Genomic DNA, 20229 nt, shown 5'->3' with positions numbered 1-20229 from the left:
TTAATAAATAATCATAACGCACATATAAGTGAATTCACTTTTAGCTATTTCTTTTAATGTACCTGTAACCATTTTCTCATCAGGATAACTCATTCTCTCACAAACAGTTACTTTTCGTGACGGATTAATGCCATTGTCCAGTAAAAACTGAGCCATATCCTTGGTGCTGCGTGAGGGGAGAGTAATGGTCGGTCGACCATTATCTAAAATTTTTAATATCTCACTAAAGTCTTCCCTACCGTGGAATGTCATAAGATCTGCGCTGTCCCAGGGTAATTCTGCTCGAGCAGCACAGAGTTGTAGGGAACTGATTCCGGGAATAACTTCTAAATCAATTTCAATACCCTTTTCAGCAATTATTCTTTGTATTGGTTTTAAAACACCAGAAAAACCTGGATCTCCTGTTGAAAGTACACATACTGATCTTTCTTTTTTCACTAAATCCACAGCAAGCTCTAATTTTTCCTGCACATCTTTAACATTAAGTATGATTATTTCATTAGCTTCTGGAAAAAGATCCAACGCTCTTTCACTTCCCATGGTTATTTCTGCTGTTTTAACAGCTTTCTTAGCGGCAGGGGTTACAAAATCTGCAGATCCCGGACCTATTCCGGCTACAAAAAGTTTTGACATTTTATTTCCTCTTGAAATGTATTTTTAATGGATTCTTTGAGTTTAATATAATATGTACTTCTTTTTTGATAAACCTTAATTAAATTTGAGTTATAACTATTAATTGTGGTGAAAACTGTGACCAAGAAAAATTATCAAACAACATCTTCATGTATTCCAGGGATAAATCTCTTAAATGGGAATCCTCCTCTTAGGGGGGTATAAATAAAGCAAACTATTCTAATCAAATACTAAAAGAAACCAAAAAATTCAGTATTAACTTCCCACCTAAAGGACTGGTGAAAAGGTTGATTATTGTGGAATTGCATCGGGTAGGGATAAAGACAAATCCGAGTTATTTGATATTTACTGTGGGGAACTAGATGTTCCTCTAATAGAAGAATGCACTCTATCTTTAGAATGTAAATTAAGAGATATCTATGAAATGGAATCTCATGACCTTTGTTGGAGAGATAGTATATGCATACAGTGAAGAAAAGTATATGGGTGATGGCAAAATGGACCCTTTACTATTAACCAAAACTGGATAACTATGGAAAATGGGGTAAAAGGTAGTTAAGGCCTGGAGTATTGGGAGTTCATTGGAATAGATTCTGGAAATTCTTTTTTTATTTTAAAAATCCTTTTTATTTTTTTTCTTTAATCACAATCAGAAAACTTATGCCTATTGAATTAGATTATATAATAAAGCAATTAATTTTACATTTTCATATTATCAATTAATTCAAGAAGTGATATCATGCTCCAAATCGCAGTTACAGGAAAACCAAATGTCGGAAAATCATCATTCTTTAATTCAGCTACATTATCTGAGGCCGAAGTGGCGGGTTACCCCTTTACAACAATCGATGCAAACAAAGCAGTTGCCCATGTAGATACAAAATGTCCCTGCAAGGAATTAGAACTAGTTTGCAGCCCTAAAAATTCGCAATGTGAAAGCGGAAGAAGATTAATCCCGGTTGAACTTATAGATGTGGCTGGTCTTGTGCCAGGGGCTCATGAAGGTCGAGGTTTAGGTAACAAATTTTTAGATGAACTACGCCAAGCTAGAGTTTTCATCCATGTAATTGATGCATCAGGATCCACTGACGAAGAAGGAAGGCCCGTAGATGCGGGAAGCCATGACCCATTAGAAGACGTGGAATTTCTAGAAAATGAAATTACCATGTGGATGTATGCTATATTAGAACGTAACTGGGAGCGATTGGTTAGAAAAGCAATGTCTGAACGATTAGACATGGCAAAAGTCATTTACGAACAACTTTCAGGAACAGGCATCCGTCTAGAAGATATTATTGAAGCTCGAAGGGCAATGGAAACCGATTATACGGACTGGGAAAAAGAAGAACTTATTGGATTTTTAGATAAACTACTTAAAATTGCAAAACCCATGCTGATTGTGGCCAATAAAGCTGATTTACCCAGTGCCGCTGAAAATATTAAACGGCTGCAGGAAAAATATGATAATGTAATTCCAGCATCTGCTGAATCCGAATTAGCTCTTAATAGGGCAGCTCAAGCGGGGTTAATAAAATATCAATCGGGTGAAGATGACTTTGAGATACCGGAGTCGAATAAACTTACTGATAACCAGAAAAAAGCATTAGAATATATCCGAGAACATGTTTTAAAAGTTTATGGGGGTACTGGTGTTCAAAAAGCTTTAAATAAAGCAGTGTTTGAGTTATTGGACATGATTGTGGTTTATCCTGTTGAAGATGAACATAAATTCTGTGATCAAAAAGGAAACATTTTACCTGATGCTTTGCTGGTTTCGCGAGGTTCTAAACCAAGAGATATGGCATATGTAATCCATACTGATATTGGGGAAAAGTTCCTCCATGCAGTGGATGCCCGTAAAAACATGAGGGTGGGCAGTGACCACGAGCTGGAAGATGGGGATATAATTAGTATAATCACACGTTAGATGAGATTATTAAAATACATGTTATTTTTTTATTTTAAATAAATCCGTAGACTTTTCATTTTATTCTATATTATGAAATGTTGCATGTGATTATAAGTTTTTTAAATCATTTTATTTGATTTTAGTGGTTTAATTAGATTTTTTAAAGAGTTTTTTTATTTAGAAACTAAATTGGCTAATAATAGATTTACAAAACTTTAATAGAAAAATTTATATATTTTAACTTATACTTTTTACATTAGTATATATTAAGATTAAAAACTTTTATGATACGTTTAAAATAAATGGAGGGAATCAATGAATTTTCCTGAAAAGACACTTATAGTGGTTTTTTTGGTAGTAATTGTTCTTAATATTGTCCCAGCCCACGCAGTATCCGTTGGTGAAGTTAATAATAGAGTAATTGATGATCTTAATCGTTACAATAACTACGGATTTTGGGGTAAAATCTGGTATTTTGGTGAAATTTGCTCCTCACTAAATGAAGCAAACAATGAATATCAATCTGAAGTAAATAACCTTGCAGATCAACGTGAAATTATCAGTGAAGATTATCAAAATAAAAAATCTGAGATGAATGATATAAATTCTGATATTGAAAAATTTAAATCTGAGAGTGAAAAAGAATCTCAACAGAGAGAAAAAGATGCCAATGAAGCTAGGAAAGCTATAAATCACAATAAACAGATATATAATAAACATACAATTAAAAAAAGTAAAATTAACAGTTCTAAGTCTAAACCTTCAAAAACGATAAATGGTACTACTAAGATTAATGATACTAAGATTAATGATACTAAGATTAATGATACTAAGATTAATGATACTAAGATTAATGATACTAAGATTAATGATACTAAGATTAATGATACTAAGATTAATGATACGAGGATAAATGATACTAAGGTTAATGGCACGGATGTAAATAGTACAAATGGTACTAATAAAAGCCAAAATAACAATACTATTATAATTTCAGACCCTGCTCACAAAGATGCAGATAAATACATAAAAAAATACTTAAAAGATCACAATTTAAGCTACAAAGAACTAATAACCGATGTGCATGGTTTAAAAAAAGGTTATATTGTACAAATAATAAAAGGAAATGTTTTTAAATATTGGTTATATCAGAACTACAATAGTACTACTGGAATGGTTACATTAATCACTGGAAATGGAAATACAGTCAATATTAAATTGGAAAATTTTACAAACTCTTTCACAGGTTTATCCTATGAACTGAATGACACACAATTAAAAACATCTGATGCAGTAAAAGAAATACAAGCAATACAGATACAAAATGAACTAGAATCATATAATAATGTTTTAGCATTAGCAGAAAAACTTGATTCATGCACTGTCTTATTTGGCCAACTTGCACTTGCCTTAGGAGTTAGCAGTCTCTTATTTTTAGCTCATGCGGCGGTGTTTTTTTGCTTTGCGGGTATTATAGGTGTTTTTGCTATGTTAATAGGCGCCTTTTTCCCACCACTATTATTTATTATGGCGTTGATGTCAGGCATTTTGGTATTTCTATCTTTGTTATACGTGACCTTAGGTAAATTCTGCGCTCTTTTTTCATTAATATTCTTTGGTTTTCATGAACTGAATACCAATTTTTTACAGGGCACTATTGCAAAAATAAAAGATAACCAGAATAATATTGAAAAAAAATATAAATCTGAAGATTTATAATTTTTTTTTTTTTTTTTAATTGTAGTCATTTAAGTGCCTAATTTCTGAAATACGTAATGATATGATTTGATAATATGCATACGGGGGTATTTTCCTGCGAAATAAAACTAAAAAATCAGATAAATCTAATAAATTTAGTATATTAAAAAAAATTTTAATCATTTTTTTATTAATAGTAGTCATATGTACAGTTTTAATGATAAAGGTTAGTAATGGGGGCATATTTGACAATTTTAACTGTTCAAAACAGATTTCTGGTAATTACAACAATACTAATCATTTAATCAACGATAACGAACGTATTTTTGAATACACGGGTAATGGAACTTTCTGGGTAGGGGTAATTAAAGATACGAATAATGAAAACTTAAAACCGTTATTAGATCCTTTTGAAGACGATAAAAATTTTACTAACATTACAAAAGAAAACATCACTGTCAACGGGCATCAAATTGTTTTTGAAGTGCATACTATGGAAGTTGATCTAACGGCTATATCTTCTAGCCTATCTTATTTAAGCAAAAATAACATGAAAAATGGCATTTCCCGTCAACCATTTGCTAAATTTCAGGCTAAATGGCATTGTAACGAATCAAACTTGACCTTTGTCTTCACAGGTTTTGTTCCATATAACAAGATTCCTGAAATGAAACAAATGATAAAGTCCATTAAATGCCACAGTAAAAAACCATTTATTTTATTTTAAAAGTCTTATAACATATTTTTAATATAAGATGTGTTATAAGTAATATTCTATATTAATTTTTAGAGAGTTTTTATTTTTATTATAATTATTTCAAATTTCCTCAATAAAACTGGAAATTTATTTAAGTATTCAAAAGTGCTTATTTTACTACAATATTACTTTAAATAGTAAATAAAGACAATATCTTTCTTTTTTTGGGTTAAGGGATAATGTCCTGGATAAAAAGGAATATGAAAAAATTTCTTGTAGGGACCATGCTCATTTTTTTAGGATTACACCAGAGGGTTTCCTTATTTTAGGGAGAGTTGTGTCTAATATTTATCTGATTTTCGCTTAAACAACCGTATTATCTTTAGTTCCAAAGCATATGGAAATTAGTACTAAAAAATTCACATTCATTAATTTTCACTTTTTTTGGTTAATATAATATTATATTTTACAAACTACAAAAAAATTAATAGATTTTATTAAATGGATCAATTTCAAAAGGTACATTTCAAGTGTAATTATGGAGATTTACCAACTCTCTAATGAAGAAGTTTTCAAGAGATTAAAGACTTCAAATAATGGTTTGGATCATAAAGATGTCCAAAAGCGTTTAAAAGAGTATGGGCTAAATCAGATCAAGGAAGTTAAAAGAAAGTCATTGATCTATTCATTTTTAGCTAATTTTTATAATGTCCTGGCTTTATTATTGTGGATGGCCAGTATTTTGGCGTTTATTACTAATACTCCTCAACTGGGGATTGCTATTATGGGGGTCATCATAATCAATGCCATCTTTAGTTTCTGGCAAGAATTTGAAGCTGAAAAAGCCACAGAGGCATTGAAAAAAATTTTACCATTAAAAGCCAAAGTCATCCGTGAGGGATGTGAGATCGAAATACTGGCTAATCAACTAGTTCCTGGAGATTTTATGGTACTAGAAGAAGGAAATAATATATCTGCTGATGCCCGTTTAGTTGAAGCTTACCAAATGAAAGTAGATAATTCCACATTAACTGGGGAGTCCCGACCTGTGAGGAAAGTATCAGGCCCAGTGGAAGAAGAGGATAACTGCATTGAATCGCATAATTTAATATTTGCTGGTACCAGTGTAACTTCAGGATCTGGAAAAGCAGTTGTTTTTAAAACAGGAATTCAAACAGAGTTCAGCAAAATTGCTGCACTAACTCAGACTATAAAAGGAGAAACCAGTCCTCTACAAAAACAAATCTCTCGTTTGGCAAGGATAATTGCATTCATTGCTATTATAATGGGAATATCTCTTTTTATAATAAATCTTTACGTGGTTAGACTCCCTTTAGAACTAGCATTCTTATTTGCCATTGGTTTAACAGTGGCTAATGTACCCGAAGGACTTTTACCCACAGTAACAATGGCTTTGGCAGCATCTGCTAAGAAAATGGTGGGAAAAAATGCACTGATAAAAAGATTATCCAGTGTAGAAACTCTTGGATCTACCACGATTATATGCACTGATAAAACAGGGACTTTAACTAAAAATGAAATGACAGTACGTAAAGTATGGATTCCTGATAAAATTGTGGATGTGACTGGTGCAGGATATGAACCTAAAGGAGATTTTATTTGCAATGAAAAACCAGTTACCCATCGTGATATTAAAGAAATAAAATTATTGATGCGAGCAGCTTCTTTTGCCAATGATGCTAAATTAATTCCTCCTCAAGAAAATGATGGGTCTTGGGGTGCCCTTGGTGACCCTACAGAAGCTGCTCTTTTAGTAGCAGCTCAAAAAATTGGATTTAATTGGGAAGCAGAGATGGAGAAGATGCCTCGATTTTTAGAGATTCCCTTCGACTCAAAACGTAAAACAATGAGCTCCATCCACCAGAAGCCTGATAAAAAAGTAGTCTACATTAAAGGGGCCCCTAAAAAAATCATCTCTTTATCCAATTATATCTCTATAAATGGAAAACAAGAGCCTTTATCAGAAAAAAAGAAATCAGAACTCATTAAAAACCATGATGAACTGGCATCTTTAGGATTAAGAATTTTAGCGATGGGATACCGCAATCTCCCAGATGATCTAACAAAATTTTCTCCAGAAAATGTTGAAAAAGATATTACACTGGTGGGTATGGTTGCTATGCAAGATCCTCCGCGCCCTGAGATTAAAGATGCTGTGGCTGAATGTCATAGATCAGGTATCCGGATTATCATGATTACTGGTGATTATGGCCTCACTGCTGGGGCTATTGCCCAGGAAGTGGGGATTATTTCTAATATTGACTACCGAATTGTTAAAGGAAAAGAATTAGAACTTATGAATGATCAAGAAGTCATACAAATCCTTAAATCTGGTGAAAACGTTATTTTCGCCAGAGCAATTCCAGAACATAAAATGCGAATAGCTTCTCTTTTAGAAGAACAGGATGAAATAGTGGCTATGACAGGGGATGGAGTAAATGATGCTCCTGCTTTAAGAAAAGCAGATATTGGTGTATCTATGGGTATAACTGGCACTGATGTGGCCAAAGAAGCATCAGATATGGTCCTCACTGATGACAATTTTGCCAGTATAGTGGCTGCAATAAAAGAAGGCCGCACTATATATGAGAATATAAGAAAATTCATCACCTATATCTTTGCTCATGAAACAGCAGAAATAATCCCTTTTGTTTTAATGGTTATCTTCAAAATCCCACTCCCAATTACTGTAATGCAGATACTAGCCATTGATTTAGGCACGGATACATTACCTGCTCTGGCTCTGGGTAAAGGGCCTTCAGAAGCAGATGTTATGGATAGGCCTCCTAGACCACGCAGTGAAAGACTTCTAAATTTGCCCGTAATTTTAAGAGGATATATATTTTTAGGAATAGTTGAAGCTGTTTTAGTAATATCTGGATATTTCTGGGTACTTTATCGAGCTGGATGGACATTAGGTCAAGATTTAGCATTCACAGATCCACTATATCACATGGCTACTACAATGGTATTTTCAGGAATTGTGATGGCTCAAATTGGAAGCCTTTTGGCCTGCCAAACTACTCGCATGTCAAGTTTCAAGATTGGTTTGCTTAAAAATAGGTGGATTATATGGGGCATATTATTTGAAATAGTCGTTTTGCTGTCTATACTATATATTCCAGGATTGCAGGCTATATTTGGTACTATTGGGCTGGGGATTACTGAATGGATGTATATAATTACATTTGCCCCTATAATGTTATTTTCAGATGAATTAAGGAAATATTTGGTTAGAAAAAGAGAGAAAACTAATTTTTCTTTTGAATCTCCCTGATTTTGTTTTTCAATATTCGGTGCAATTCTTCGGCACCCACAATTTCTCCAACTTCTAATTCCCATGTTGTGGGGAACATGATGAATGGTTTTGATTGTCCCCCACCTAAACCTCCATGGCTTCCAACTAACTCTTCAAAAGCAGCTACTTCATCTTTTTCACTATCATAAAAACTATTTACCATGATATCTGGAGCATACTCAAAGGTACTACTTCTTAAAAGATGGGAAGATGCATTTTCTCCGAAGGGTTTCAATGGATTTTCACCATCTATCTTTCCAGATTCCAAATAATAAACTCCATTTCTCCCTATTGCCATAGGCCCCCATTGTTTTGAAAAAACCATAATGAATCCTATACCTTCGTGCTGAACTAAACCCGGTATTAAATCAGGGAATAATGTTTTTATATCCTCATATGATAATCTTTCTTTCCACTGGGTGAGATAGATTAATCCCAAATTTCCAGATGCAAGCACAATAACTTCTGCATCTTCTCCATTTTTGGGCACGGGCTTTCGAGAAACTTCATAATCTTTTATATATTCCAGTACTTTCCCTTTGGCGATAGAACTTTTTTTAATACTGTCCAGGGTAGTATCTACTACTTTTCGACTTTTACCTACAGCATAGTCCTTTTTATCTTTTATATATACTTTTCCACTGTCAAATGGTCCGGTTATTGCCTGGGAGAAATGATCTTCATTGGATGACAGTTGGCTGTATACATTAATTTCTTCAGGCAGCAGTTTCTGTACCAGATCTTCTAAACTCATCCCATATCTCTGTTTAAATGTAGCACCATTGCTTTGGCCATGGTCAGATTGCACCACAAAATAGTAGGGTCTTTTAGTGTATTTTGAAGCATTTTCAAGCCTTTTAAACTGTTTATCAAGGCCTTGAAGGGCATGGAAAGCGTCAGAATCCCTAATTCCGGAGTGATGGGCAATTTCATCGTAACCTAAATAAGTAGAATATGCAATATCTATATCTGAAGCTAGCATATCTCCAATAAGGGTGTAAGTTGTTATTTCCCTCAGAAAAACATTGGCACCTGCCCTTACAAATGCATAAATAAAACCTCTTTTTATTCGAGGCCTTATATCTTTATACCAGTGGGCGACTTGCGAAAACATATCTAACCCCGCATCAAAGAAGAATAAAGTAAGCATTCTGCCGAAATTGGAGGGGTTTGAGAAAAAGTAATACCAAGTTTCATTATAAAATTTAGAGAGTTTTTTTAATTTGCTGTAAGTGAATATAACATTTTCCGCATCACCGGAAAATAGATTAGACCTGCTAGCTCCATTTGATGCTAATAATCCTTTGCCATCGGAGATGCGTTTTTCGATTACGGGAGCATCTGATAGGCCGGTAGAAACCATTATTTTATTATTATTTGTCTTTTCAACCCATCTGAATGCGGGAAGATCTTTATTATTGCCATGGAGGATACCTGCTTGGCTGGCCCCTGTTTGACTGGATAAATCCGTTTCCCATGGAATTATTTTATGGATTCCGTCTTTTAACCACCGGGCAAGAGTTGGCATATGTCCCTTTTCGATTGCTTCTTTTAGGATAGTTTCAGATAGCCCATCAATTTCTAAAAATAATATGCCTGGGTAATCTTTGGGTTTTTTATGTTTATTTTTTATATTTCTCCTTAAAACAGCCCGGTAATATGATGTGTCGTCATCAAGGGTGATTAAAATGGAAAGAATAGTGGTGATTATTGCCATACTCAATGGGGTTAAAATCAAAGCCCAACCCTCAATACGGATTCCCGGAACAAAATTACTTATGGCCCATATTAAAATCCCGTTAATTATTAAAGCACCTATCCCCACAGTATAAACCAGAAAAGGCAGGAAAATACGGGATAAGAAAGGCCAAAACAAAGCATTGATAACTCCAAGCATGCTTACCACCACTACAGCTGTTTCCCAGTCGTTAATGGTAAGTCCTACTGATAGGTGGGCAATTAAAATAAAACCCAGTACTTCTCCCACCCATAAAATGAGTGTACGTCCTATAAAACCATATACTGTTTGTTTTTTAGGATTATACAAGGGGTTATAATTTTTCATTTTAAGCACCATCAACATTATTTATTTCCGGACTTTTTAGATGAAAAGTAGTAATCTCTGGAGGACAATTAATTCTAAACCAGAAAACATTGGTCCCCACTCCTCTACTGGTGTATTGTACCATTTCCCCTACACGGTACTCCCCTAAGGGGTACTTTGTAAAATGAGGTCCTCTGATGAATGTTCCAATTCCAGGGATTACAAATTGCCCTCCATGTGAATGTCCAGATATTTGGAGTCCAAAACGACCGGTCAGAGAACTGATATCTGCAAAATCGGGTTCATGTGCCAGGAGTACTGCAGGTCCACTCGGAGGTAGTTTGCCCATGACAATATCTAAACGATGTTTATTCAACATGACACTATCTACGCCAGCGATATGCAGCTCTGCTCTTTTATTTTTATTACATTTTTGAATGCTATAAACGTCATTACTCACATCCACTATACCACTTTTTTCTAACACTTTTCTAATCTTACTTGATCCTAACCAGTGGTCATGATTGCCTAAAACTGCGATAGAAATATCTAAGGGGTTTAAATTTTTTAAAGAATATTCTAAATGTTCTTCCATATCTTCAATAATATATGAAACAAAATCCCCGGTTATGGTCACCATGTCTGGTTTTTGATTATTAACCATTTCCACGATCCCATCTAAATGTTGGGGAGTTATCCATTGACCTAAGTGTATATCTGAAATATTCACAATCCGATAATTGTGGAATAATGGATCCAATCCCGGGAGAATGACATCAACAGGTATAATTTCAAAGTTTTCTGGCCGAAATTCTCCATACCCTATTTTATGGCGATATTTTGTCATCCCTCTTTGCATTTTCTGCCTTAGTTTCAATGCCCGTGGAAGTGTTTCTTTTTTCTTTCTCATGCAATCACATGCCCCGGATTTATATTCATTATCCCTTTTCATTTATTGTTATATATTTTTATAATAAGAATATAGAAAATATGCTATATTTCCATTTTTAATGGGGGTTTTTAAGATGAAACTAATGAATGGTATTCTAACAATTTTTTTAGTAATGGGTCTTTTATTGGCCCCGGGTTGTATTTTTGCTGATGATAGTTATGCTTTCCCTGGAGAATCTAAATCCACTTTCCAGTCTCATGATTTTAATCTACTTGAAAAAGGAGGGGGCAGTAGGGGTGGTAGTTTTAGTAGTTCCAAATCCAGTTCAAGTAAAAAAATCAAAATTGGTGATGGGGATGATGAAACCGATGATGTTGATGATGGTAGTGGATTTCCATGGTGGATCATAATTATATTAATAATTATTGTCCTTCTGATTATTGCCTTTGTGGTTTACAAAGTTTTCTTTTAGAAATATTTACTAAATTAAAAAGGTAATTGTATGGTTTTAATATTGGAGATAATCCGGAAACACTTACCTAAAGCAATACATCACAAGGCTACCAAAATTTTAACCCTGGTCCTGACAGTAATTGCTTATGGTACTATTGGATTCCATTTTATTGAAGGTCAATCATGGACAGTATCATTATATTGGACATTTATTACCATTGGAACTGTGGGATATGGTGATTACAGCCCTGAAACAACTTTGGGGATGTATTTCACGATAACTTTGGTCGTGTTGGGTATAGGGACCTTTGCTTTAGCTGTGGAAGTGGTATTGTCATTTTTAATTGAAAGACATCAAATGAAACTCATGGGGCTGATACATGTGGAAAAATCTAAACACGTGGTAATCTGTGGATGGACAGAAAGTACTATGGAATGTATGAAAGAACTTGGAAAAGAAAACTCGGTTTTTGTCTTGGATGAGGATGAAAATGTAAGAAAAAAAGCCATTAAAAATGATGCAACATTTGTGCACGGTGATCCAACCAGAATAAAAGATCTGGAAAAAGCCAATGTAAAAGGAGCCAAAGCTATAATTGTAGATATGGAAACGGATTCACAATCAATTCACTGTATTCTAGGTATCAGGAAAATTGATAAAAATGTAAGAATCATTGCTGAAGCCCAGCGATATGAAAACATAGAACAGCTTAAAATGGCGGGAGCTACTCAAATTATCTCTCCATTTGTTATATCTGGGCGCCTGATGCATAAAAGCATTGATGATGGGTACGAGGCCATGTTTGTCCAGGAAGTATTGGCTGAACATAGTAATCGTGAAATGAAGGAAGTTAAAGTACAACATGGATGTTCAATAATTGGAAAAACAATATTGGATGTAGATATTCACGAAAAAACAGGTATAGTTCTTTTAGGTATCGGAGAAAATGATAATTTAATTATAGATCCTCCCAGAGATTTTGTTATTAAAGAAGGGGATATCATGTTGGGTATTGGAAAATTAGATGAATTTAAGAAATTAGAAAAATTCTTGAACTCTTAATTTCTTATTTTATTTAAATTCAATTTTTAGTCTTTTCAATGGCTGTATATTCAGCGAATTATTTTTTAAACTGGTTTTAAATACGTAAGGCACTATATTAACTCCATTTTCATAGGATTGTTTCAAGGTTTTTGAAAAATCAGGATCAGTGGTGTAGTTAGGTGAAAAATAACTTGCATCTTCTTTCATAATTAAAAAAAGGACGGTTGAATCAAAACCTTGCTTTTTACCCTCTATCAACTCTTCTAAGTGCCTTTTACCTCTGGCAGTTGGGGCATCAGGGAATAGGGCGTGATGGTTTTTTACCAGAGTACATCCTTTCACTTCCACCAACATGTAACGATTTTTTGAGGTTAATAAAAAATCTAAACGGCTTTTACCAAACGTATATTCTCTTTTTTCAATAGAATAATCTTTGAATTCATCAACCAATGTTGATTCTATTAAATTTGCAGCTAAATCACTATGGAATCCAGAGTTAATCAGGACCCACATATTGTCCTTGAATACTGCAATAACATCAAAATTAGTTTTCCTTTTTGGATTTTCAGGAACTTTCCTTAAGAGTAATTTAACATTGGGTTGTAGAAGTTCTTTTAAACGTCCGGGATCTTTAAGATGGGCTAAATCCTCTTTGGTGTCATGGTAAAGGAATCTGACCGTAAACCGGTTGGGGCGCTCTAGAAAGTACCCCTGAATTAAGTTTTCTATTTTCATGTTATCCTAATTTTTTGGTTTTATATGGATGTAATACTATTGATAAATTTATATTGATTATATTTCTAATTAATGTATTAAGATGATTAATCTGGATTTATGACTAAAGTTAATAAATTATTGAAGTATTATTTTATGAGGTGAAATATTTGCATCCAAGACCCAGTCCTATCGCTGCTTCCCTTTATACTCTAAGAGATCTTAATGCTGACGTTGTAATTCTTCATGGCCCTCATGGGTGTTGTTTTCGTACAGGAAGACTATTGGAAAGTGATGGGGTGAGAGTACTTACCACAGCTATGTCTGAAAATGATTTCATATTTGGAGCTGGTGAAAAATTAGCAGAAACTCTTAAAAAAGCAAATGAAATGTTTTCGCCAAAATTAATTGGAATTGTAGGAACATGTGCTAGTATGATAATAGGAGAAGACCTTAAAGAGGCAATATTGCAGGCCGACATTCCTGCTACTGTACTGCCGGTGGAATCACATGGGGGTTTTGGTGAAGGGGATAATACAGAAGGCGCAATCATTGTTCTGGAAGCAGCAGTAAAAGAAGGTATTATTCCATCTGAAGAAGCAGAAAGACAGATTAAAATGCTGCGGATGGCAACAGAAATTGAAAAAACCAGGGGTATGGCTCAAGGTGAATATATAGCTCCTTCATTTGGAGACGATAAAAATGAAATCGCCTTAAAATTAATAAATGCTTTAAAATCTGGTAAAAAAGTGGCTATGGTACTAAATGCGAAAAAAGAAACTTCTTACCTATTTGCAGATGTATTAAAAATTCCTTATAATTCTATTAATCCAGATAACACTCCTTTGATAATTGCCAATCTGGATGATAATATTGGACTTCCCCGGATAAGGCAGCATGCAGGTAATATCAAGAAAGAACTTGAAAAAGAAGGAATCCAAATTGATTATATTACTGGTGGTTTGGATGAATATCCAGTTACTGCTGAAACCGCTGTGGAACTATTAAAAGAAGAAAAAATTGATTTTTTAGTTGTGGCCGGTGTGCCCCATGCTTTACCCATTGAAGAACTTAATTTGGAATCAGTGGCTGTAACTGATGGTCCTAGAATTGTTGAACCATTGAGAAAGTTAGGTTATTCTCACGTGGTTGCAGAACTGGATGCACATGCTAAAACACTGGGAACTGAGAAAATAGTTATGTCTGATTTTGGAGAGACCATACGAAATACAGTAAATCTGGAGAATTAGGACAATATTTTATTATTTTTTAAATAAGATAGTAAAAATTATTTATCAATATTCATATATGCAAATAAAGATTAATAATTAATGTAATATTAAATATAGATTATAATAGTAATACTTAAAAATTATTTAAAACTGGTGATAAAATGAGTAAAACAGTGGGTATGATTCTTTGTGGGGGCTTCGGGAAGAGATTAAGGCCGCTTACTGAAAAAGTTCCTAAACCATTAATTGAAATGAAAAAGGGGTATACAATTCTGGATAAGCAATTATTTGATTTTAAAAACGCAGGTGTTGGAAAGGCATATCTTTTGACTGGCTTTTTAAGTGATAAAATACAGGAAAGGTATGGTGATGAATATAAAGGGGTTAAAATTGAGTATGTTGAAGAAAAAGAACCTTTAGGTACATTAAATGCTATTAAGCTGGGCATGGATGCCATAGATAACAACAAGCAATGCGTAATTAGAAATGGGGATGTTGTTGCAGATTTGAATATGAAAAAAATGATCAACCTGGGTGAAAGTTCAGATTACCCCTTCTCTATATTCATAACCAAGATGCAGTCTCCATATGGTATTGTGGAGGTTAATGGCGACCGTTTGGTGGCATTTAAGGAAAAACCTATACTTGATTATTATATTAATGCAGGGGTCTATTTTTCAAAAGGACCAATTGATTTTGGAGATTTCGATGTTGGAGACATTGAAAAAACAGTTTTCCCCATGCTTGCTAAAGAAAATAAACTTGGATACTATAAAGAAGATGGTCTCTTCTGGATGGCCATCGATACCTCCAAAGAACTGGAAGAAATACGAAAAGAATACAGAAACAGGGAAGATAAACCTTGGGGATATGAAAAAGTTCTTATAAATACCGAAAAATATCTTACTAAAGAATTATTCATAAAAGAAGGATATCAAACCTCTTTCCATTATCATGAAAAGAAAGACGAGACCATGTACATTGTAAGTGGTGCAGGATACATTGAATTTGAAAACCGGAAAGAATACTTTGGTAAAAATGATACTGTGCGTATTGAACCAGAAGAACCGCATTCCATTGTTGCCATGGAAAATACCATTTTACATGAAGTTTCAACTCCTCACCTACAAGATACTGTCCGTATAAATGATTATTACACTCGATAAATTTAGGGGCAATTTCATGATAACTATAATAAATTATGGGAGTGGGAATTTAAAAAGTATCTGCAATGGATTTTTAAAAATAGGTATTCCTGCAGAAGTCACCAATGATCCTGCAGTAATTGAAGATGCGGATGCACTGGTTTTACCGGGAGTAGGGGCATTTGGGAGTGCTATGAACCACCTGGAAAAATACCGGACCAGCATTTCTAAATTCCTTCAACAAGAAAAACCTTTTTTAGGGGTTTGTTTAGGATTACAACTTCTTTTATCAAAAAGTGAGGAAAGCCCCGGTGTCAATGGTCTTGATATTATTCAGGGAAATATTATCCGTTTACCTCCAGGATTAAAAATTCCACACATGGGCTGGAATAAACTTGAACTGAAAAATGAATGCCCTATTTTAGATGGGGTTGATCAGGAATACATGTACTTCGTCCATTCTTACTATGCCCGTCCGGATGATGAGGATGTGGTGGCAGCCACAACACAATATGGGATGGATGTGCCTGCTGTTTTATGGAAAGATAATATTTTTGCCACCCAATTCCATCCAGAAAAAAGTGGTGAAGTGGGATTGAAGATTTTGAAAAACTTTGTAAAACTTTTAGATTAATTACACATATTCAAATTTAAGGTGATTAAATGGACATTGAAGGCTTTGCTCGGGATAAAATCCAGAAAAATAATCATGATGTAGTTGAATCAATACTTGCAGATAGAATAATGGAATATAAAGAAATAAACCATGATAATGCGCGTTTAATGGCCCGGGCAGTATTGGAAGAAGTTACAAACACCTTAAAAATCCATGAAAGTGAAGACGAATTTTTAAAAGAGATAATTGGTTTCAATGAAGCCCAGGTGGGTATGGGCGAGATGGGTGTGGGGTCCAGGGGAGCTGGAGATTTCTTTGTCCACAGAAAAATTGCAGAAATTGTGGCCAGTACTCAAACTGGAGCATTAATCAATCCCACAGCTCAAGACGATGGGGGAGTAGTCAAATCAACAATCAAAGGAGAAGATGTGTATATAACAACTGCAGTAGATGGTATACACTCAAGACTAAGTGAATATCCATTCTTAGGAGGATTCCATGTAGCAAGAGCATCTTTAAGGGATGTATGTGTTATGGGGTCTGATCCGGTGGCAATCATAAGTGACCTTCACCTAGCAGATGATGGGGATGTGGGGAAACTTTTCGATTTCACAGCAGGTGTAGCTGCTGTATCTGAACTGGTAAATGTGCCTATTGTGGCTGGAAGTACCCTCCGTGTTGGTGGCGATATGGTTTTGGGAGACCGGCTGGTGAGTGCAGTGGGGTCGATTGGTGTATCTCCATATCCTCCAACGGCTAGAAAAAGGGCAGAAGCTGGAGATATTATACTATTGACTGAAGGATCGGGTGGAGGCACTATAACCACCACAGCTATTTACCACGGCCTGTTCGACGTTGTATGGGAAACTATGGATATTAATTTTATCCAAGCATCCGAGGCCATAATGCACGCGGGACTCCTTCCAGAGGTTCATGCGATGACTGATGTAACTAATGGAGGGCTTCGAGGAGATGCTCATGAAATCGCAACAACTACTGGTCTTGGAATGGAATTTTCTCACGAAAAAATCAGGCAAATGATTAATCCAAAGGTTTTGGATATGTTGGATAGTCTGAATATTGATCCTTTAGGCGTATCTGTTGATTCATTAATGATAATCGCACCTGAAGATGTGGCAAGGAAGGTAGAAAAAGTTATCTCTCAATCAGGAGTTAGAGTGTCTGAAATAGGTGAAGTGGATAATACTGGAGTTCCCCGCATGATTAAAGATGATGGTGGGGTGGAAGAATTAAAACCACTATTTAGAGAAGCGGCTTATACTAAAATTAAAAAACTGGTAGGGGATACGACTCCAGAAGACTTTGAATTAATGAAAGAAAAAGTTGAAAAAGCTGCACAAGAGTCTATACATAAGAAGAATAAGGTGGTAAAGGCCATTAGAGATAATTAAAACCATCTTATTATTTTTTAACCATTCATAATACTTATTGGTTTTAATTTATTATACGGTGTTTCTATGGATCAAAAAGGTTTTTTAATTTCAATGGATGCTATTTTAGGACTTTTAATTTTCATGGTGCTTATGGGGGTAGTAACTAATGTGAACATTTTTACTTCTCATAGTTATTCTCAGGAAAAGGGTTTTACTTACTCTGCACAAGAATCAATGGAATTAATGGCTAATCACAATGATTCTGGAAAAGGCTCAATTCTAGCCCAAATAGCTAATAAATTAGGAGCGGGGGAAGAAAAATCGGCAGAAAAAATCGCAGAAGAGTTTCTAAATAATAGTGGTTATGAAAACTACAAATTTTGTGTGATTAATCAGCCTAATAAATCAACGATTACATCTAAAGGGGATATTGACGGTTCTAAAAATGTTAATTCTGCAATCCGAAGATATGGGGATTACACTTTTCAACTTTATGTGGGTAAGTGATAAACTAAATAATTAAATACTAAAAAAAACTAACCATTTGAATACAGTACTAGGTTTTATATGCTATTTTATTGTTTGGTGCTGGAAATCTAATTAATTATGTATGAATACGCCCTGATAGTGTAGTGGATATCACTTAGGATTGCGGATCCTATAACCCGGGTTCAAGTCCCGGTCAGGGCACTAGTTTTATTCTTAAATCTGTAAATATTATTTTTTGTCATTTAAAAATAGAATAAAATTATTAATCATATTTGGATTAACATTAAATATTATTTTCATCATTACAAAAACTTCACTACTCAAATACATTATGGGGAATCAAAATTAAATCATAAGTATTTTATACTATTTTAATAAATATATTCTAAAAAGTAAGTGCAGGTTGTTTTCGGGGGATATAATTGATTAGTCCAGTATTAGAAAAGGATTATGAGTGGAATAAGAGGGCTATTGGAGATTTATTTAAACAATTAAATACTTTAAAAGTAGAAGGCCTCAGTGAACTTTTAACTGAAATTAAAATAAATTGGGAGTCTGGGTTTTACGGTGAATTATTAATTGCTTTCAATTCAACTGAAAAGATGAAAATTAGTCGTGACTTAACATTCAACGAACTAAGAAATAACCGCGTGATGGCCCTGGCAGAACAAAACCTGCCTAGGGGGGCTATGGATATTGGGCTTACTTACATAGATAAATTCAAACCCATGTATCCTTTCATGGAAACTGTTTATTATATGGGTGCTAATCGCCCACTTGAATGGGAAGACTTTTTAAATGTTTATTTTAGTGGTTTGGATTCCCGCATAATATTTGCACTGGACAACTTTGATGAAATAGAATTTACACCTCAGTTCAATGCCAGATTCTTTAGACAGCTTGGAAAAATCAGTTTAACCGGAAGGGCAATGGAACTTTCACACAAATTATCCAGATTAATGAAGTGCATTGGAGAACACATTTCCTGGCTAAATTTCAAAGATTTCTCCCAGTATTACTGTCCCTTAGAAGAAGGATTTGTAAATTTTTTAGCAGCATGTTCGGCTATGATTGATAAAAGAGATACTATACTAGTTGAAGATATTATTAAAGGATATACAACTTTTTTTAAAATTATACATTCAGATCTCATGGATTATAAAGCTCCGGGGAATATAATTGAAAATATACCCGAATATAAAGGTTATCTAGTCTGTGAAGGGTGCTCTGGTTACTATGCATTACACCCAGAAGAATCTCCAGACGATTTCACTGCCTGCCAGTGTGGGGGCAACCTGCTATTTAGGGAAAAACTGGATACTAAGCTTACAAGCCATTAATATTTTTAAACATCAACTATTTTTAACTTTAAAAACATAATTTATTATCACTGTTTTAGAGGTAGTGGATAATATGGGCTCTTACTTCAACACTGAAATTGAGACTATGGATCGGGGAGATTTAGATACTTTAATAGAGGAGAGAATAAGATACACTGTAAAATATGCTTATGATAATTCTCCTTTTTACCGGAAATGGTTTAAAGAAAATAAAATAAGTGTTTCAGAGATTAAAAGCCATGAAGATTTGCGAGAGTTACCAATTATAACTGGTAAAACTATGAGAGAATCTCAGCCACCGGATACCCGTGAATTTGAATTTAAATGCAGTTCCTGGAAAGATATATATACTATACATGAAACCAGCGGGACCAGTGGCCGACCTAAATCTTTCTTTTTAACTTGGGATGACTGGCAGAGATATGCTGAAAAATACGCCCGTTCATTTGTATCTCAGGGATTTGGGCAGGGGGATAGGGTTGTGGTCTGTGCTTCGTATGGGATGAATGTAGGGGCCAATACTATGACTTTAGCCGCCCAAAAAATAGGGATGACTATAATACCTGAAGGAAAATGCACATTTCCAGTCAGGATTATAGAACATTATCA

Annotated in this window: 17 protein-coding genes, 1 tRNA gene and 1 pseudogene; 15 read left to right on the top strand and 4 right to left on the bottom strand. The window is 34.5% G+C overall.

The features are described 5' to 3' along the window. Window positions 1-633 carry a cobalt-precorrin-7 (C(5))-methyltransferase gene (locus MXE27_RS10210; RefSeq protein ID WP_248612335.1) on the bottom strand — a complete coding sequence of 211 codons (633 nt, stop codon included), beginning with the start codon at window positions 631-633 and terminating at the stop codon, window positions 1-3. Between the two features lie 301 nt (window positions 634-934). Between MXE27_RS10210 and MXE27_RS12050 the strand changes: the two genes are divergently transcribed. The 5 genes from MXE27_RS12050 (at window position 935) to MXE27_RS10190 (ending at window position 8235) form a co-directional block, all read left to right on the top strand. Further along, window positions 935-1105 (top strand): hypothetical protein, encoded by a 171-nt coding sequence (locus tag MXE27_RS12050; RefSeq protein ID WP_425438290.1) that lies wholly within the window; start codon window positions 935-937, stop codon window positions 1103-1105. Window positions 1106-1372: 267 nt separating this feature from the next. Continuing rightward, window positions 1373-2560: a redox-regulated ATPase YchF gene (locus MXE27_RS10205; protein ID WP_248612334.1), complete on the top strand. Its 1188-nt coding sequence runs from the start codon at window positions 1373-1375 to the stop codon at window positions 2558-2560. 297 nt (window positions 2561-2857) lie between these two features. Next, on the top strand, window positions 2858-4261 hold the full coding sequence (locus MXE27_RS10200) for an energy-coupling factor transporter transmembrane protein EcfT (RefSeq protein ID WP_248612333.1): 1404 nt from the start codon (window positions 2858-2860) through the stop codon (window positions 4259-4261). Between the two features lie 196 nt (window positions 4262-4457). Next, the gene (locus MXE27_RS10195) at window positions 4458-4967 is read left to right on the top strand and encodes a hypothetical protein (RefSeq protein WP_248612332.1); all 510 of its coding nucleotides are present in this window, start codon (window positions 4458-4460) and stop codon (window positions 4965-4967) included. Window positions 4968-5475: 508 nt separating this feature from the next. Beyond that, a complete protein-coding gene (locus MXE27_RS10190; RefSeq protein ID WP_248612331.1) occupies window positions 5476-8235 on the top strand; it encodes a cation-translocating P-type ATPase in 2760 nt (919 codons plus the stop codon). Here MXE27_RS10190 and MXE27_RS10185 read toward each other — a convergent pair. Together MXE27_RS10185 and MXE27_RS10180 are read right to left on the bottom strand one after the other, a co-directional pair. Further along, window positions 8210-10321, bottom strand: a complete 2112-nt coding sequence (locus MXE27_RS10185) for a phage holin family protein (protein WP_248612330.1) — start codon at window positions 10319-10321, stop codon at window positions 8210-8212. The two genes, MXE27_RS10190 and MXE27_RS10185, sit on opposite strands and share 26 nt — an antisense overlap. A 1-nt stretch (window position 10322) precedes the next feature. Then, window positions 10323-11210 carry a metallophosphoesterase gene (locus MXE27_RS10180; RefSeq protein ID WP_248612329.1) on the bottom strand — a complete coding sequence of 296 codons (888 nt, stop codon included), beginning with the start codon at window positions 11208-11210 and terminating at the stop codon, window positions 10323-10325. Between the two features lie 115 nt (window positions 11211-11325). Between MXE27_RS10180 and MXE27_RS10175 the strand changes: the two genes are divergently transcribed. Together MXE27_RS10175 and MXE27_RS10170 are read left to right on the top strand one after the other, a co-directional pair. After that, window positions 11326-11664, top strand: a complete 339-nt coding sequence (locus MXE27_RS10175; protein WP_248612328.1) for a hypothetical protein — start codon at window positions 11326-11328, stop codon at window positions 11662-11664. A 30-nt stretch (window positions 11665-11694) separates the two neighbouring features. After that, window positions 11695-12708 carry a potassium channel family protein gene (locus tag MXE27_RS10170; protein WP_248612327.1) on the top strand — a complete coding sequence of 338 codons (1014 nt, stop codon included), beginning with the start codon at window positions 11695-11697 and terminating at the stop codon, window positions 12706-12708. A 9-nt stretch (window positions 12709-12717) separates the two neighbouring features. Here MXE27_RS10170 and sfsA read toward each other — a convergent pair whose 3' ends face one another. Continuing rightward, complete coding sequence (gene sfsA, locus MXE27_RS10165) at window positions 12718-13425, bottom strand: DNA/RNA nuclease SfsA (RefSeq protein ID WP_248612326.1); 708 nt, start codon at window positions 13423-13425, stop codon at window positions 12718-12720. Window positions 13426-13574: 149 nt separating this feature from the next. Between sfsA and cfbD the strand changes: the two genes are divergently transcribed. From cfbD to MXE27_RS10125, 8 genes and pseudogenes are all read left to right on the top strand, one after another. Then, window positions 13575-14654 carry a Ni-sirohydrochlorin a,c-diamide reductive cyclase catalytic subunit gene (gene cfbD, locus MXE27_RS10160; protein ID WP_248612325.1) on the top strand — a complete coding sequence of 360 codons (1080 nt, stop codon included), beginning with the start codon at window positions 13575-13577 and terminating at the stop codon, window positions 14652-14654. 143 nt (window positions 14655-14797) lie between these two features. Beyond that, complete coding sequence (locus MXE27_RS10155) at window positions 14798-15802, top strand: sugar phosphate nucleotidyltransferase (protein ID WP_248612324.1); 1005 nt, start codon at window positions 14798-14800, stop codon at window positions 15800-15802. A gap of 16 nt (window positions 15803-15818) precedes the next feature. After that, window positions 15819-16415 carry an imidazole glycerol phosphate synthase subunit HisH gene (gene hisH / locus MXE27_RS10150; protein WP_248612323.1) on the top strand — a complete coding sequence of 199 codons (597 nt, stop codon included), beginning with the start codon at window positions 15819-15821 and terminating at the stop codon, window positions 16413-16415. Between the two features lie 29 nt (window positions 16416-16444). After that, window positions 16445-17809: an AIR synthase-related protein gene (locus MXE27_RS10145; protein WP_248612322.1), complete on the top strand. Its 1365-nt coding sequence runs from the start codon at window positions 16445-16447 to the stop codon at window positions 17807-17809. A 66-nt stretch (window positions 17810-17875) separates the two neighbouring features. Next, a complete protein-coding gene (locus MXE27_RS10140; protein ID WP_248612321.1) occupies window positions 17876-18298 on the top strand; it encodes a hypothetical protein in 423 nt (140 codons plus the stop codon). Between the two features lie 111 nt (window positions 18299-18409). Next, a tRNA-Arg gene (locus MXE27_RS10135) sits at window positions 18410-18481 on the top strand. A 221-nt stretch (window positions 18482-18702) separates the two neighbouring features. After that, the gene (locus MXE27_RS10130) at window positions 18703-19620 is read left to right on the top strand and encodes a hypothetical protein (RefSeq protein WP_248612320.1); all 918 of its coding nucleotides are present in this window, start codon (window positions 18703-18705) and stop codon (window positions 19618-19620) included. 73 nt (window positions 19621-19693) lie between these two features. Further along, window positions 19694-20229: pseudogene (locus MXE27_RS10125) on the top strand (coenzyme F390 synthetase); the annotation flags it as partial.

The sequence above is a fragment of the Methanobacterium alcaliphilum genome (genome assembly GCF_023227715.1).
Lineage (GTDB): Archaea > Methanobacteriota > Methanobacteria > Methanobacteriales > Methanobacteriaceae > Methanobacterium_E > Methanobacterium_E alcaliphilum.
The sequence above is the reverse complement of the archived record's forward strand: the minus strand, read 5'-3'. Positions and strand labels throughout refer to the sequence as shown.